The sequence below is a fragment of the Halomonas sp. genome (genome assembly GCF_034520545.1).
Lineage (GTDB): Bacteria > Pseudomonadota > Gammaproteobacteria > Pseudomonadales > Halomonadaceae > Halomonas.
Genome location: NZ_JAXHNN010000014.1, coordinates 155,006 through 170,858, shown reverse-complemented (window position 1 = coordinate 170,858; position 15,853 = coordinate 155,006). Strand labels below are relative to the sequence as shown.

Below are 15,853 nucleotides of genomic sequence, written 5' to 3'. Positions count from 1 at the left end.
TGGAAGCTGACCGATCACGGCTACAAGGTCGCAACCCTGGTTTTTTCCTCGAATTCCTCGCGAGTGCTAGCCGCAAAGCATGATGATTGAGTAACCGGATCTGATCGACGCAGCAGGCTTCTCCTTACCGTACTCCAGGGCGCTGCGTTTCGAAGTACGACGGCGACAGGGGCAAAATGCCGGTTTCCTCGAAATGTCATGTCGTCTCTTGTGAAAATAAATTCACAGTAATCTCTGGACCTGCTTGGTGCGTCAGAGCGTTGGCTGAATGGGGACTATATTCCCAGAACATTTAGGATGGTTGGAATCTCACTGGGATGAGCAGCAAACGGTGTTACGGTCATCAGAAGTCATATAGTCGTGTTCTGTTGGCGTACCGTCAAGCGTTTTTTATGTTGTTAATAGCCAATCTAAGTAAGAGTGAGCGTATGTTCATTCCTACGGTTTATTCTGAAAGCAAAGCTGGACGGCTTTATGCTATGGGGCATGTCAATCTCCAGCGTTGCGTGGGCGAAGTGCGTCGGTTAGCTTTACAGGGACGCCACGACGTTGATATAGAGAGTTGCCACTGGTCAATACTTTTCTAGACGGCCGCACCGGCGGGATCGGTATCGATACCCCGAGCATTCCTTATTACCTGAATAACAAATGGTTAGAAGTGAGATCGTACGAGTTGTTGCCGGCATCACGATCGATGATGCCAAATTTGTTTTGATTTCGTATCTATCTAACGGCGCTGTTTTGCCGTGCCGAGGCTCCAGGGATTTCATTTCGCTGACAAAAAGAATGCGATTGAGGCCAAGCTTGGTAGGGATGTGGTGGAGAGGTTGGCTGGTCACCCGGTGCTGGAAGGCTTGCTTGAGATTTGAGTAGGGCAGGGCCGACGTTGGGGGTTGTTGAGTATTACAGAAAGCGGACCAGGAAGAAGGGCGGTGTCGTGGTGAATGATGCTGGAAAGGGAATTGTATGCACGAGTCCTCAGCGGAAAATCCTGTCGCATATTTTGCAGGGTGCTGAGTCGGAGGCTATGAGGGTAATGATTGAGGAGTTGAAAGATAATATTGTTCTACTCCAGCATGATGGGGTGACGGCGCAGGTTAAGCCGGACCTTAAGAGAATTGGGAGAAGAAGAGATTTAAAGATAAGACTGGGTTCTCGTTGAGCTTGGAGGCTGAGTTGTTGTAAGGTTTTTATTGCCCTGTGCCAATTAGTGATATTTGGTTCAAGTTGGCCTTGGTGCAGGGCTTCATGATTTATTTTGCTTTGTTTTTTTGGCTAATAGTAAGATTGTATGTTCTCTTATTGTAAATTGTTTAATATCTAAAACCTGTAGGTTTTAGCGTTATATATAGTGCCATCATAATTAGCTTATACTATATCTCAGTGTTATCTAATATATAATGTCAAGTAAGGATACGTGCTGTCTAGTTTGTTTTAGATGCCTAGGATGATAGTAATAGATAATTTTTTGATAGAGTCATTAAAGATATATTCTACATTTTAGATATCGCTATTGTTATATCGGGGTCTGATGATTCTCACTGGTTCAAGGTGGTAGTGAACAAGTAAAAGATAAATGTATGTCACTATATCCCTACTGACTTTTAACAAAATTATTTTATGGGTTTTGTCTAGGGGGAAGGGGTAGGGTAGGGGTAGGAATAGAAAATCAAATATTTCCTTTATTTTGAGCCATTTTGCTGACCTTTTGGTATGGGTGTGTGAGTGGGAAAATTGAAAAGGCAGTTGTATTGCAAGTGACGGTCTGGCTGAAAGGGCAGCGCTCCCGTTGATGAATTTTGTCAACGACCATAGGCGTGATTGCAATGCTCTCTTGAGTATGGCTTGGCGTGAAACCGGTTTTTGTAGAGGGCGCCAGCTAGAAAAAGCTCGTCGGGTGTGAGCCCGCACCCTTTCGCGAAGGTCATCCCACTGATGTTTCATGTGGATTTTGCCTGATCGAGCAGGCGCCCTAGGGGACTGCCGGACAGGCAGATCATCGCGATGAGGTTGGCCTCGTTCCGGTATCCACGTGGCGCGTGATCGGGCCGTTTGGAGCAAGCCGTTTATACCTTCCAGACGTGCGTTGGCCAGGCCCGAGATCCAGCGCCTCTCCACCTGCTCGGTACTGCCGTCGCAGCGCTCGCTCAGGACCTTCGCCATCGGCTTGAGCAATGCCTGGCCGGTGACGGCTTCCCACGACCTTGAGGCAGTTCGTGATGCGCCACCGGGTCTCACGCTGCCTCGGTGCCTTCTGGATCTAGCACAACCATTCCTTGATGGCAGAGGCATCGCCGGTGACCCTTGGTCGGCTACCATCTCCTGGAGGGCGCTGATCCGGTTGGCCGTTAGGTTACCGTGATCCAGGCGCTTTAAGACCGCCTACCGGAGAGCTTTGAGATGCCCCTTCTCACGGTGATCTTTCCTGCGGACCGCGTCTAGCACCTTGGTGAAGTTTTTAACGATGTGGAACCAGTCGACCGTCACCTCGGCGTTGGAGAGGTTCTCGGTGACTTGCTCTGGGAAGGTCTGAGACATGTCGCAGACCACCTCGATCACGTTGTCCGGTTCGCCGCTTTGCCCCGCCAGGAAGGCGCTGAAGGGCGTGATGGTGCCCTTGCCATGCCCGGGGCGGAGAGTAACCGGCTCCTGCTGACGCCACATGTCGAGGAACACCGTGACGTAGCGCTGGCAGCGCCGGGAGGATAATTCGTCAACGCCGACAGCGGTCTCGCGCGACAGCTCCAACTCGACAATCATGCAGCCCACGTTGTGGTGCATGCTGCGCCACAGGCGCTTGTCAGAGATGTCCAGTTGCCGGTAGACGGACAGCACCGGCATCACTTTGACGAGCGACATGGCCGCCTACTCGAACAGCAAGGTGAAGTCGCTGCCAGGCTGCGCCTAGGGCACCTCGATGCGCTCGGCGCTATGCTCGGGGCACTTGGTGCGGGCCGCGCGGGCGTGCAGATAGCAGTGGTGCTGGAAGAAGTTCAGATGCCGCCAGGTCCTGTCGGCAAAGTCGTGAGCCGAGCAGGTGTTGCCTCACGCGGGGCAGGGGTAGAGGCTACTCGCTCAGCCTCGACATATAGATCTAGACGAGCGGCGACACGGAGGTATCAAGGTGCTGATCCTTAGAACCCAAGGTGCTTCCAGGCCAAGGCCGAGGGTCAGAATCTGGGTGCCGTCCATGCCATGCCTCTTGTCGTCGTGGAGGCCATACCCTGGCCCAGCTCAGGGGGCGAATTCCACACCCAATGACGAAGAGCCCGTAAAGAGGCTGGTTGTAGCTGGTTTTGGTTAGTAAGTGGAGTCTGTCTGGAGTCAGGCTCTGGAAGGCTGCTTGTTTCGTTATGCTATTTTCGGGGTAACTGTGTGAAATTTCGAAGAATTCTGGTGCCGCAAAGAGGATTCGAACCTCCGACCTACGCATTACGAGTGCGTTGCTCTACCAACTGAGCTATTGCGGCGACCGTGGCATGGTAGCGTCGCTTTCGGCCTGATGCCAGACGTCAGCGGTGTAGCCGGGTCAGCCCTTCCTGGGCGCTGGAGGCGACCAGCCGGCCCTGGCGGTCGTAGATGCTGCCGCGGGCGAAGCCCCGTGCTCCGCCGGCCCAGGGGCTGTCCATGTCATAGAGCAGCCAGTCGTCGACCCTGACGTCATGATGGAACCACAGGGCATGGTCGAGGCTGGCGATCTGCAGTTGTGGATCTCGGAAGTCGATGCCGTGGGGTACCAGGGCGGTGGTCAGCAGGTTGAAGTCGGTGCTGTAGGCGAGCAGGTAGCGATGCAGCGCCTGATCATCGGGCAGGTCGCCGGCCAGCCGGAACCAGAGACGTTTGCGTGCCGGGCGGCCCGCTTCGGCCTCATTGCCGAGGTGCAGGAATTCGATGGGATGGCCGGGGAAGTGCTCGGGACGGCTATCGCTCTTTTCCAACGTCTCGGGCGGGTCGACCTTGGGCATGGCAGGCTGGTGGGCGATGCTTTGCTCCTCGCCGTGGAAAGAGGCGCTGCAGAAGAAGATCGGTCGCCCCTTCTGGATGGCCGTGACACGTCGGGTAGAGAAGCTGCCGCCGTCGCGCACTGCATCAACCTGGTAAACCACCGGGCGATGTGGGTCACCAGGGCGCAAAAAGTAGCCATGCAGGGAGTGGGTCCGCCGCACCGAATCGACGGTCTGACTGGCCGCCGAGAGCGCCTGGCCCAGTACCTGGCCACCGAACAATTGGGGCAGGCCGAGGTCCTGACTGCTGCCACGAAACAGGTTCTCTTCCAGGGCCTCTAGGCCGAGCAGTTCCACCAGGGCGTTCAGGGCGTCGGGCTTCATCTTTCTCCTCCGAGGCGATGGTATGCCGGCCATCGCTATCATACGATCGTCTTAAATCCCATCCAGTCTACGGGAGTTCACGAAATTGCGCAGTGACGAGTTCTACATGCACCGGGCGCTGGACCTGGCCCGGCGGGGGCTCGCCGCCGGTGAGGTGCCGGTGGGCGCCGTGGTGGTGGACGCCACGGGCGAAATCGTCGGCGCCGGTTTCAATGCCCCGGTAGGAGAACACGACCCCAGCGCCCATGCCGAAATCCGTGCCCTGCGCGATGCCGGCGAGCGTCTCGGCAACTACCGGCTGGATGGCTGCACTCTCTACGTGACCCTGGAACCCTGCCTGATGTGTACCGGGGCGATCATCCATGCCCGCCTGGCGAGGCTGTTCTACGGCGCCGCCGAGCCGCGCAGCGGCATGGTGGAGTCGAAGGCCAATCTCTTCGCCCAGCCCTGGTTCAACCACCATGTCGAGGTCCGGGGCGGCATTCTGGCATCCAGGGCCTCCCGCCTGCTCAGGGAATTCTTCGCGACGCGTCGCGAAGGGACGTCATCAGGGTAACGACTCTTTCGATGGCGAGGGCGGCGGCGCGACGATCACCCTGTTGCGTCCTCCAGCCTTGGCCGCGTAGAGCGCCTCATCGCCTTCATAGCGCGCGAAGACTCCGTCGACCGATTCGATGATGTCTCTTCCCAGTTCTCCGATGCACTTGAGGTAGTGGTCGCCCTGCAGATGGCCGAAGGCGTCGTTGATCTGCTTGAAATGGTCGATGTCACAGATCAGCAGGCTCAGCGGACGTGTTTGGCCATGGCGTTCCAGGACCCTCATGAACTGTCGACGATTGGGCTGATTGGTCGCGTTGGCGGGATGGACTCGCGGAAGGTCGGCTCACCACGGTCCAGCTCGATCAAGTCTTGGGAGGGACAAGCTGAAAGACATCGCTGTCCACTCCATCCGGCAGGCGGGCATTGAGTTCGTGAAACTGCTCCTGGCTGCGGTCAAGGTAGGCCAGGATATCGTAGTAGCGGCGGATGTTACGCACATAGATCACCGGTTCGCCACCACGAGCATAGCCATGGCGAGTCTGGCTATGCCACTCGCGCTCCTGGAGCAGTGGCAGGGACTCGCGGACATCGCGCCAACGGTCAGGGTCGCCGCCTCGCTGTTCAGTGATCTTGCGTGCATCGTAGAGATGGCCTAGGCCGACGTTGTAGGCCGCCATGGCCATATAGAGCCGGTCTTCTCCGGTTATCGACTCGGGCAGTCGATTCTTTAATTCCCGAAGGTAGCGGGCACCGCCGTGGATGCTCTGGGCGGGATCGAGGCGATTGTCGACGCCGAGATCGCCGGCAGTGGCATTGGTCAGCATCATCAGCCCGCGCACCCCGGTGGGTGAGGTGGCTTCGGGATCCCAGTGCGACTCCTGGTAGCCAACAGCGGCCAGCAGCTTCCAGTCGAAGCCGGAGTTGCGGGCTGCCTCGCGGAACAGCTCTGTGAAGCGCGGCAGGCGCTCGCGGGCTTGTTGGATGAAAGTGCGCGCTCCGACATACTCGAGGTAGTCGTCATGGCCGAAATAGTTGGCCACCAGGGCATCGAGCTCGCCTTCGCGGCGCAGGTCATCGAGAAAACGGTTGGCGGCATTGACCAGCCCCAGGCCGCGTCCGGCGGGGAAGGCCCAGGCCAGGGAAAGCGGCTTGCCGAGGGTGAAACCGTCCTCGACCTCGGGAAAGAACAGCCGGTTGAGCCGGAACTGATGTTCGAAGATCACCGCGGCATCCAGGGTGCCTTCAGCCACCTGGCCAAGCAGCTCGGCCACTTCCAATTCGCTCGATTCCTTCCAGCTCAGCCCGGGGTGCTCGGCCTGCAGTTCGCGAAGCACCCGGTCGGTTCCGGACCCGCGCAGGGTGCCAATCTCCAGTCCCTCGAGCTCCTCGATCGCTTCCGGCGGGTGCAGGCCGCGTCGATAGACCAGCAGAGGTTGCAGCAGCATGATTGGCCGGCTGAAGAGCAGACCCTCCAGCATCGGGTTCAGGGGCAGAGCGGCAGCGCCGAGGTCGCCTTCCTCGCGCACGGCGTCCAGCACCCCCTGGATGTGATGGTCGGCGTTCAGGGTCAGGCTGACCCCCAGGTGGTTGGCGAAGCGCCGCATCAGTTCGTATTCGAAGCCGGTGGGCCCCTGGCGTCCCTCATAGTAGGTAGTGGGAGTGTTGCGGGTGTGCACGCTGATGAAATCGCGCGCCAGTATCTCCCTCAGATGCGGGCCTTCGGACGAGCCGGGACGCCCGGGTAAGAGCGCCAGCAGGAAGGCACTGCACAGGAGGACAGTCCCGCGCCAGTGGCGCCGGGCAGTGTCGGTCGCGAATGCGGGCATAGGAGCGATGAGCGGCGATAAGGCCCTTAACCTTAACCAGCTCGCTTGCGGCTGTCACCTGAGCCGATTTCTCGCGCTCGGCGCTTTCCAGTATCATGTGCCCTCGTTGCCGCCGGCCGCGGCCCCGAATTTCCCCTGTCTCAGAGGCTCCAGGATATGCTCGAACTGCGAGGCGCGCCCGCCCTATCTGCTTTCCGTCATGCCAAGCTGCTGGACGCCCTGCGCGCATCCGTTCCCGAGGTCGAGTCCCTGCACGCCGACCATGTCCATTTCGTCGACCATGACGGCGACCTGGGGGACGACGAACGTCGCCTTCTCGAGCAACTGCTCGACTACGGCCCGGCGCACGAGGAAGAAGGCCGCGCTGAAGGCCAGCTGTTCCTGGTGGTGCCGCGTATCGGCACTCAGTCGCCTTGGTCGTCGAAGGCCACCGATATCGCCCATAACTGCGGGCTTGCCAGGGTGCAGCGCATCGAGCGCGGCGTTGCCTATCGGGTGAAGGTCGCCGGCACCCTCAGCGAGGATGCCTTCGAGCAGATCAAGGCGGTCCTACACGACCGCATGACCGAGAGCATACTCGCCGACGCCTCCGACGCCGCCAAACTCTTCGCTCACCACGAGCCGGCGCCGCTGGGTAGTGTCGACGTACTCGAGGGAGGCCGAGAGGCGCTGGCCACCGCCAACGCCGAGCTGGGACTGGCGTTGACCGAGGACGAGATCGACTACCTGGTCGATGCCTTTCGCGACCTGGGCCGCAACCCCACAGACGTCGAACTGATGATGTTCGCCCAGGCGAATTCCGAGCATTGCCGCCACAAGATCTTCAATGCCGACTGGGTGGTCGACGGCGAAGCGCAGCGCCACTCGCTGTTCGGGATGATCAAGCACACCCACGAGTGTTCCCCCGGGGACATCCTCTCCGCCTACAGCGACAACGCCGCAGTGATCAGGGGCTGTGAGGCACCGCGCTTCTTTCCCGCCTCGCTCACCGGCAAGGAGGGCGAGCGCGCCGTCTATGGCAGCGCCCGGGAGCCGATCCAGATCCTGATGAAGGTGGAGACCCACAACCACCCGACCGCCATTGCGCCGCACCCGGGGGCGGCTACCGGCGCCGGTGGCGAGATCCGCGACGAGGGCGCTACCGGCATTGGCGGCAAGCCCAAGGCGGGTCTGACTGGCTTCACCGTCTCCAACCTGCGCATCCCCGAGTTCGTCCAGCCCTGGGAGGCCTTCGACTACGGCAAGCCCGAGCGTATCCAGTCGGCGCTGGACATCATGCTCGAAGCCCCCATCGGCGGTGCCGCCTTCAACAACGAGTTCGGCCGCCCGAACCTCGCCGGGGTCTTTCGGACCTACGAGCAGGACACCCTGGGGCACGAGGGCATCGAGCGTCGTGGCTACCACAAGCCGATCATGCTCGCCGGCGGCTATGGCAATATCCGCGACGGCCACGTCCAGAAGTGCGAGATCCCGGTCGGCGGCAAGCTTATCGTGATGGGCGGCCCGGCCATGCTGATCGGCCTGGGCGGCGGCGCGGCTTCCTCCATGGCCTCGGGGGCTTCCAGCGCCGACCTGGACTTCGCTTCGGTGCAGCGTGGCAACCCCGAGATGGAGCGTCGCGCCCAGGAGGTCATCGACCGCTGCTGGGCACTGGGCGAGAAGAACCCCATCCGCTTCGTTCATGATGTTGGGGCTGGCGGCCTCTCCAACGCACTGCCGGAGCTGGTCAAGGACGGCGATCGCGGCGGCCTGTTCGACTTGCGTGCCGTGCCCAACGCCGAGCCGGGCATGAGCCCGCTGGAGATCTGGTGCAACGAGGCCCAGGAGCGCTATGTGCTGGCGGTGGCCGCGGAGGACCTCGATACCTTCGAGGCGCTGTGCCGGCGTGAGCGCTGCCCCCACGCCGTGGTGGGCGAAGCTACCGAGGCCCACCACCTGGCGGTGACAGACGGCCACTTCCAGAGTCAGCCGGTCGACCTGCCGATGAGCGTGCTGTTCGGCAAGCCACCAAAGATGACCCGAGAATTCCACCGCCGGGCCAATACGCTGTCCGGGGTGATGCTCGACAACCTCGATCTGCGCGAGGCCATGGATCGCGTGCTGCGCCTGCCCGCCGTGGCCTCCAAGAGCTTCCTGATCACCATCGGCGACCGCTCCATCACCGGCCAGGTGGCCCGCGACCAGATGGTCGGCCCTTGGCAGGTGCCGGTGGCCGACGTCGCCGTGACCACGGCAAGCTTCGACACCCATGCCGGCGAGGCCATGGCCATGGGCGAGCGCCCGCCAGTAGCGCTGATCGACCCGGCCGCCAGCGCCCGCCTGGCAGTGGCCGAAGCGATCACCAACCTGGCCGCCGCGCCGATCGACAAGCTCTCCGACATCAAACTCTCCGCCAACTGGATGAGCGCCGCCGACTACCCGGGCGAGAACCAGGCCTTGTATGACGCTGTCCACGCCGTGGGCATGGAACTCTGCCCGGCGCTGGGCATCGCCATCCCGGTGGGTAAGGACTCAATGTCCATGCGTACCGCCTGGCAGGAGGAGAAGGGCTCTGGTGAGGAGCAAGGGCAGGGCGAGATGGAGGAGAAAAGCGTCACTTCGCCGCTGTCGCTGTCCATCACCGGTTTCGCGCCGGTCACCGATGCCATGAAGACCCTGACCCCGCAGATCAACCTGGAGCAGGATGAATCCGACCTGTTGCTGATCGACCTGGGCGGCGGACAGAACCGCCTGGGTGGCTCGGCCCTGGCCCAGGTCTACGGCCAGGTGGGCAACGAGTGTCCGGACCTGGATGATCCCGAGGATCTCAAGGCGTTATTCGCGGTAATCCAGGGGCTGAACGCCGAGGGTAAGTTGCTGGCCTACCATGACCGCAGCGACGGTGGCCTGCTGGTGACTCTGCTGGAGATGGCCTTTGCAGCCCATACGGGCCTCGAGATCAAGCTCGACTGGCTGAGCGACGAGCCCGTCGACGCCTTCAACGCGCTCTTCGCCGAGGAGCTCGGCGCGGTAATCCAGGTGAACCGCAAGGACACCGAAGCGGTGCTGGCCCAGTTCGCCGCTGCCGGCATCGAGACCTGCGGTGTCATCGCCCGGCCGCGCTACGACGACCAGGTGCGGGTGACCCTCTTCGAGGAGCCGCTGCTGGAGACCACCCGGCTGCTGGCTGAGCGGACCTGGGCCGAGACCAGCTTCCGCCTGCAGGCGTTGCGTGATAACGCCGACTGCGCCAAGAGCGAGTTCGACGGCCTGCTCGATGGCCGCGACCCCGGGCTCTCTGCCCAACCGACCTTCGATGTCGACGAGGATATCGGCGCGCCCTACTTGAACAAGGCCCGCCCCGCAGTGGCGGTGCTGCGCGAACAGGGCGTCAACGGCCAGTCGGAGATGGCCTGGGCCTTCGACCGGGCAGGCTTCGAGGCCGTGGACGTGCACATGAGCGATATTCTCGAGGGGCGCATCTCCCTGCAACAGTTCAAGGGCCTGGTGGCCTGCGGCGGCTTCTCCTACGGCGACGTGCTGGGGGCCGGTGGCGGCTGGGCCAAGTCCGTGCTGTTCAACGAGCGCGCTCGTGAGCAATTCTCGGCCTTCTTCACTCGCGACGACAGCTTCTCGCTGGGGGTGTGCAACGGCTGCCAGATGCTCGCCCAGCTCCGTGAGTTGATTCCCGGCGCCGAGGCCTGGCCGCGCTTCGTGCGCAACGAGTCTGAGCAGTTCGAAGCCAGGGTCTCAATGGTGCAGGTGGAGGAGAGCCCATCGATCCTGCTGGCCGGCATGGAGGGCTCGCGCCTGCCCATTGCCGTGGCCCACGGCGAAGGCCGTGCCGAGTTCCGTGACAGCGCCCACCTGCGCAGCATTCAGGGCAGCAGCCAGGTTGCCTTGCGTTTCCTGGACAACCATGGCCAGGTGACCACCCGCTATCCGGCCAACCCCAATGGTTCGCCCTCCGGCATTACCGGCCTGACCACACCCGACGGGCGCGTCACCATCATGATGCCGCATCCCGAGCGGGTGGTGCGTGCGGTGACCAACTCCTGGCGTCCCGCCGAGTGGGCCCATGACGGTGCCTGGATGCGCCTGTTCCGCAACGCGCGGGTCTGGCTGGGCTGATGCCTGCCGGCCGGCATGGCGTGAAAACGGCCGCCAGGCCGTTTTCCGAGCCTTCTGGCTCCGTGCCCCCGGTCCTGCGCCCCTACCAGCAGGAGTCCGTACGCAGGGTCGTCGAGCATTTTCGCGGCTCCATTGATCCGGCGGTAGTGGTGCTGCCTACTGGTAGCGGCAAGTCGCTGGTGATTGCCGAGTTGGCGCGGCTGGCCCGGGGGCGGGTGTTGGTGCTGGCCCATGTGCGCGAACTGGTGGAGCAGAACCACGCCAAATACCGGGCTTACGGGCTCGAGGCCGACATCTTCAGCGCCGGACTGGGGCGGAAGGAAGCCGGCCGCCAGGTGGTGTTTGGCTCGGTGCAGTCGGTGGTGCGCGGGCTGGAGCATTTTGGCGATGGAAATTTCACTCTACTGGTGATCGACGAGTGCCATCGGGTGTCGCCAGCGGAAGACTCCAGCTACCGCCAGGTGATCGATCGCCTGCGTGCGGCCAATCCGCGCCTCAAGATCCTCGGCCTTACGGCGACCCCTTATCGGCTGGGCCAGGGCTTCATCTACTACCGTCACCATCACGGCATGGTGCGCGGTGAAGAAGATGCCTTCTTTCGCAACTGCGTTTTCGAGCAGCCGCTGCGGCTGATGGTCAAGCAGGGCTATCTGGCGAGACCGGTGCGGGTCGACGCCGCGCTTTTCAAGGAAGGTCAAGAGCTGCGTTACGATTTCTCGGCACTGCGCCCTGCGTCCAGTGGCCTCTTCCGCGAGGAGGAGCTTAACCGCGTGGTGGCGGGGCACCGCGCCACCCCGGGGATCATCGCCGAGGTGGTCGAGCGAGCCCGAGAGCGTCAGGGTGTGATGCTCTTCGCGTCCAGTGTGGCCCACGCGGAGGAGATCCTCGGCTACCTGCCGGCGGGTGGGGCGGCGCTGATCGCCGGAGAGACGCCCTCCGCTGAACGCGAACGGTTCATCAGCGCCTTCAAGGCGCGCGAGCTCAAGTACCTGGTCAACGTGGCGGTGCTCACCACCGGCTTCGATGCGCCCCATGTGGACCTTATCGCCATCCTGCGCCCCACCGAGTCGGTAAGCCTCTACCAGCAGATCGTCGGCCGCGGTCTGCGTCTCTCGCCGGGCAAGCGTGACTGTCTGGTCCTCGACTATGCCGGCAACCCCTGGGATCTCTACGCCCCGGAAGTGGGATCGCCGAAGCCTGCCAGCGATGCCGAGCCGGTGCAGGTCGAATGTCCGGCTTGCGGCCACGCCAACCTCTTCTGGGGACGTCGCGACGGCGAGTTGGTTATCGAGCACTTCGGCCGCCGCTGCCAGGGACTTGTCGATAGCGCCCGAACCGGCGCTGAAAGCATGAAATCAAGTCTGACAACGTCAGCGATGACGCAATGTTCGTTCCGGTTTCGCTTCAAGGTGTGCCCCGATTGCGGCGCCGAGAACGATATCGCTGCCCGGAGCTGTCACGGCTGCGCGAGGCTGCTGGTGGACGCCGACGACAAGCTCAAGGAGGCGCTGCGCCTGCGCGACGCCCGGGTGCTGCGGGTCGCCGGCATGCAGCTCGAGGCCACCGTCAACGGCCGTGGCATGGCCCGCCTCAAGGTGATCTATCACGATGAGGATGGTGCCACGCTCTCCGAGTGGTTCGCGCTGGAGACTCCAGCCCAGCGTGCTGCCTTCGCTGCGGCCTTCCTGCGCGACCACCTGCGGGCCCCTGGCGTGCCGTTTAGTCCTACCACCCCCGAGGAGGTGCTCGCGGAGCGTCGGCGCCTTCGCCACCCGGACTTCGTGGTGGGTCGTAAGGTGGGTCGTTACTGGCAGGTGCGCGAGAAGCTCTTCGACTACACCGGGCGCTATCGCCGCGCGGAGGCTGCGGAGTAAGGCGTCAGAGCTGTCTCCTGAGCCGCGCTCTTGCTAGACTGCGCCGTTGATCCTGCGTCCCCGGAGAGGCACGCCGCGTGAGCGCCACCCCCGATACCGCCAGCCCCGAACAGACCGATGCCGCGGCCGGCCACGCCGAGGTGCTGGGGCGGCTGTTCGATGAGCCGATCACCCAGCTGCCGGAGGACCTCTATATCCCGCCGGAGGCGCTACGCGTATTTCTCGAGGCCTTCGAGGGGCCGCTGGACCTGCTGCTCTACCTGATCCGCCGCCAGAACCTGGATATCCTGGCCATCGACGTGGCCGCCATCACCCGCCAGTACATCGAGTACGTGGAGCTGATGAAGGCCATGGAGATCGAGCTTGCCGGCGAGTACCTGCTGATGGCGGCCATGCTGGCCGAGATCAAGTCGCGTACCCTGCTGCCGCGTCCACCGAAAGAGGGGGGAGATGACGAGGAGGAGGACCCGCGGGCCGAGCTGATCCGACGGCTGCAGGAGTACGAGCGGCTCAAGCACGCCGCCGAGTCGCTGGCCGAGCTGCCGCGGCTGGGGCGTGACTGGTTCCCGGCCCGGGCGGCACTGCCGGCTCTGGAGGCAAGGGTGATCCACCCCGACGTGGGGCTCGATGAGCTGCTCGGGGCGCTGGCTGGCATCCTGCGCCGCGCCGAGCTCAATCAGGCCCACCATATCAGCCGCGAGGGGCTCTCGACCCGGGAGCGCATGCTGGCGATTATGGAGCGCCTCGACCACGAGCACTATACCGCCTTCGAGGCGCTTTTCAGCGTCGAGGAGGGTCGGGCCGGAGTGATCGTCACCTTCATGGCGATCCTCGAGCTGGCCAAGGAGGCGATGATTGAGATCGTGCAGAATGCTCCGCTCTCGCCGATCCATGTACGGGCCAGGGCCGGCCGGGACGAGGGGCCCGAAGAGGCGTTTCTCGAGGAGGTGGGCGGCGAGAGCGCCTTCGAAGACCATCCCCGGGATGATCCGGAGGGGGGCGAGCCGCCATGACCGCCATGGAGTATCCCGATACCCTGGACGATATCCTCGAGGCGGCGCTGCTCGCGGCCGGGGAGCCGCTGGGGCTGGAGCGCCTGGAGGGACTTTTCGACGACCACGAACGCCCGCCGCGCCGCGACCTGCGCGAGGCCCTGGAGCGTCTGGGCCTCCGCCACGAGCGGGGGGCCATGGAGCTGATCGAGACCGCCTCGGGTTACCAGCTGCGCATCCGGCCGCGGCTCTCGCCCTGGGTGTCCCGGTTGTGGGACGAGCGGCCCCAGCGATACTCTCGGGCGCTGCTCGAGACCCTGGCGCTGATCGCCTATCGCCAACCGGTGACTAGGGGTGACATCGAGGAGGTGCGTGGCGTCACGGTGAGCGGCTCGATCATGCGCACCCTGCTTGATCGCGGCTGGATCCGCGTGGTGGGCCACCGAGACGTGCCGGGGCGTCCGGCGGTTTTCGCCACCACGCGAAGCTTCCTCGACAATTTCGGTCTCAAGACTCTCGACGAGCTGCCGCCGATGCACGAGCTCAAGCACTTCGAGGAGCCAATTCTGGAAGAGCAGGCACCGCCTCCCCAGCAGGAGCTGCTGGCCCAGGCGGACGAGGGGGTCGACGAATCGTCCGAGATAGGCGAGGCAGAAGATGAAGCGTCGCCCGAGGCGGGCGGCGAGGTGGAATCTCAGACCACCGACACGACGGCCGGGAAGGCCGACGATGATGACCACGCCGGGAAGGCGTCCGAGCGGGCAGGGCTGAGCTTCGCCGATCTGGAGGCTCGCCTGTCCGAACGTGCCCGGGACCGCGTCGCCGATGACGCCGTCCCGGGGACGGAATCCACACCCAGTGAGAACGACGATTGATGAGCATTACCACCGAAAAATTGCAGAAGGTCCTGGCGCGTGCCGGGCTGGGCTCGCGCCGCGAGATGGAAACGGCCATCGCCGATGGCCGGGTCAAGGTCAACGGCAAGGTGGCGACCCTGGGCGACCGCATCGAGATGCGCGACCGGGTGGCCTTCGACGACCGCCCGGTGACCCTGCGCGGTGCCGAGGAGGTTCCGCGCCGGGTGATCATGTACAACAAGCCCGAAGGCGAGCTTTGCACCCGCAAGGATCCGGAAGGGCGGCGCACCGTCTTCGATCGCCTGCCGCGACTCAAGGGCGAGCGCTGGATCGCCATCGGTCGCCTCGATATCAACACCAGTGGCCTGCTGCTGTTCACCACCGACGGGGAATTGGCCAACAAGCTGATGCACCCCTCCACCGAGGTGGAGCGTGAATATGCCGTGCGCGTGATGGGCGAGGTGAAGAAGGAGCAGGTGAAGGCCATGGTCGAGGGCGTGATGCTCGAGGACGGCCCGGCGCGCTTCACCGACGTCCAGGAGTTCGGCGGCGAGGGTATCAACACCTGGTTTCATGTGGTGATCATGGAGGGCCGCAACCGCGAGGTGCGTCGGCTGTGGGAATCCCAGGGGCTAACCGTCAGCCGCCTCAAGCGGGTGCGTTATGGCAACATCTTCCTCGACAAGCGAACCAAGGCCGGCGAGTGGGTGGAGCTTTCCCAGGACGAGATCGATGATCTGGCGGCGACGGCGGGTCTCGAGGCGCGCAAGGTGCCGGAGCTGACCCCGGACGAGAAGAACCGCTGGAGCCGAGACAAGCACAAGCGCCGGCCGGTGCAGGCCATGCGTACGCCCAAGGGCCAGCGCGGGCGCTGAGCTGCGACCAAAGGCAAAAAGCGCTTGCCACGACGGGGGTAGATCAGTAGTATCTGCTCCCGTTCGGAAGGGGTCGTTAGCTCAGTTGGTAGAGCAGTTGGCTTTTAACCAATTGGTCGTAGGTTCGAATCCTACACGACCCACCATCCGGACCCGAACACGTGGCGCCCAGCGTCGTGTGCGGGGTCGTTAGCTCAGTTGGTAGAGCAGTTGGCTTTTAACCAATTGGTCGTAGGTTCGAATCCTACACGACCCACCAGTCATGCAAACGCCCTCGCTTCTCAGGAAGCGAGGGCGTTTTTGCTTGAGCAGGGCCAGACGCCTGAGAGTAATTCTCGAGCTATGTTCGTTAGCGCGCCGACGCGTGTTTCACTCAATGCTACTCTTTCGAGCTGACGTCACAGGATAGACGACGTCCCTGATCTGCAGCCGACATCGAAATGAGCTAATC

General features: G+C 62.7%; 11 protein-coding genes and 3 tRNA genes. 8 read left to right on the top strand and 6 right to left on the bottom strand.

What is annotated here, in order from left to right; genetic code table 11:
• Positions 1-2,382: 2,382 nt before the first annotated feature.
• The 4 genes from U5L98_RS15940 to U5L98_RS15930 form a co-directional block, all read right to left on the bottom strand.
• Complete coding sequence (locus U5L98_RS15940) at positions 2,383-2,859, bottom strand: transposase (RefSeq protein ID WP_322559275.1); 477 nt, start codon at positions 2,857-2,859, stop codon at positions 2,383-2,385.
• 45 nt (positions 2,860-2,904) lie between these two features.
• The gene (locus tag U5L98_RS19075; RefSeq protein WP_416208270.1) at positions 2,905-2,997 is read right to left on the bottom strand and encodes a hypothetical protein; all 93 of its coding nucleotides are present in this window, start codon (positions 2,995-2,997) and stop codon (positions 2,905-2,907) included.
• Positions 2,998-3,394: 397 nt separating this feature from the next.
• Positions 3,395-3,470: transfer RNA gene (locus U5L98_RS15935), tRNA-Thr, on the bottom strand.
• 42 nt (positions 3,471-3,512) lie between these two features.
• Positions 3,513-4,328: an acyl-CoA thioesterase II gene (locus tag U5L98_RS15930; protein WP_322559274.1), complete on the bottom strand. Its 816-nt coding sequence runs from the start codon at positions 4,326-4,328 to the stop codon at positions 3,513-3,515.
• Positions 4,329-4,413: 85 nt separating this feature from the next.
• Here U5L98_RS15930 and tadA point away from each other — a divergent pair, with 85 nt between their 5' ends.
• Positions 4,414-4,884 (top strand): tRNA adenosine(34) deaminase TadA, encoded by a 471-nt coding sequence (gene tadA / locus U5L98_RS15925; protein ID WP_322559273.1) that lies wholly within the window; start codon positions 4,414-4,416, stop codon positions 4,882-4,884.
• Here the strand turns inward: tadA and U5L98_RS15920 are convergent.
• Complete coding sequence (locus tag U5L98_RS15920) at positions 4,876-5,151, bottom strand: GGDEF domain-containing protein (protein WP_416208268.1); 276 nt, start codon at positions 5,149-5,151, stop codon at positions 4,876-4,878. The genes tadA and U5L98_RS15920 overlap by 9 nt on opposite strands.
• 79 nt (positions 5,152-5,230) lie before the next feature.
• Positions 5,231-6,694, bottom strand: a complete 1,464-nt coding sequence (mltF, locus tag U5L98_RS15915; RefSeq protein ID WP_322559272.1) for a membrane-bound lytic murein transglycosylase MltF — start codon at positions 6,692-6,694, stop codon at positions 5,231-5,233.
• 156 nt (positions 6,695-6,850) lie between these two features.
• Between mltF and purL the strand changes: the two genes are divergently transcribed.
• From purL to U5L98_RS15880, 7 genes are all read left to right on the top strand, one after another.
• The gene (gene purL, locus U5L98_RS15910; RefSeq protein ID WP_322559271.1) at positions 6,851-10,804 is read left to right on the top strand and encodes a phosphoribosylformylglycinamidine synthase; all 3,954 of its coding nucleotides are present in this window, start codon (positions 6,851-6,853) and stop codon (positions 10,802-10,804) included.
• Positions 10,804-12,678: a DEAD/DEAH box helicase family protein gene (locus U5L98_RS15905; RefSeq protein ID WP_416208267.1), complete on the top strand. Its 1,875-nt coding sequence runs from the start codon at positions 10,804-10,806 to the stop codon at positions 12,676-12,678. Before purL ends, U5L98_RS15905 begins: the two co-directional genes overlap by 1 nt.
• A gap of 77 nt (positions 12,679-12,755) precedes the next feature.
• A complete protein-coding gene (locus U5L98_RS15900; protein WP_416208266.1) occupies positions 12,756-13,691 on the top strand; it encodes a segregation and condensation protein A in 936 nt (311 codons plus the stop codon).
• Positions 13,688-14,545, top strand: coding sequence for an SMC-Scp complex subunit ScpB (scpB, locus tag U5L98_RS15895; protein ID WP_322559269.1), 858 nt, complete (start codon positions 13,688-13,690; stop codon positions 14,543-14,545). Before U5L98_RS15900 ends, scpB begins: the two co-directional genes overlap by 4 nt.
• Positions 14,545-15,402 (top strand): 23S rRNA pseudouridine(2605) synthase RluB, encoded by an 858-nt coding sequence (gene rluB / locus U5L98_RS15890; protein ID WP_322559268.1) that lies wholly within the window; start codon positions 14,545-14,547, stop codon positions 15,400-15,402. The genes scpB and rluB overlap by 1 nt, the downstream gene beginning before the upstream one ends.
• Before the next feature lie 70 nt (positions 15,403-15,472).
• Positions 15,473-15,548: transfer RNA gene (locus tag U5L98_RS15885), tRNA-Lys, on the top strand.
• 37 nt (positions 15,549-15,585) lie between these two features.
• Positions 15,586-15,661, top strand: a tRNA-Lys gene (locus tag U5L98_RS15880).
• Positions 15,662-15,853 lie beyond the last annotated feature (192 nt).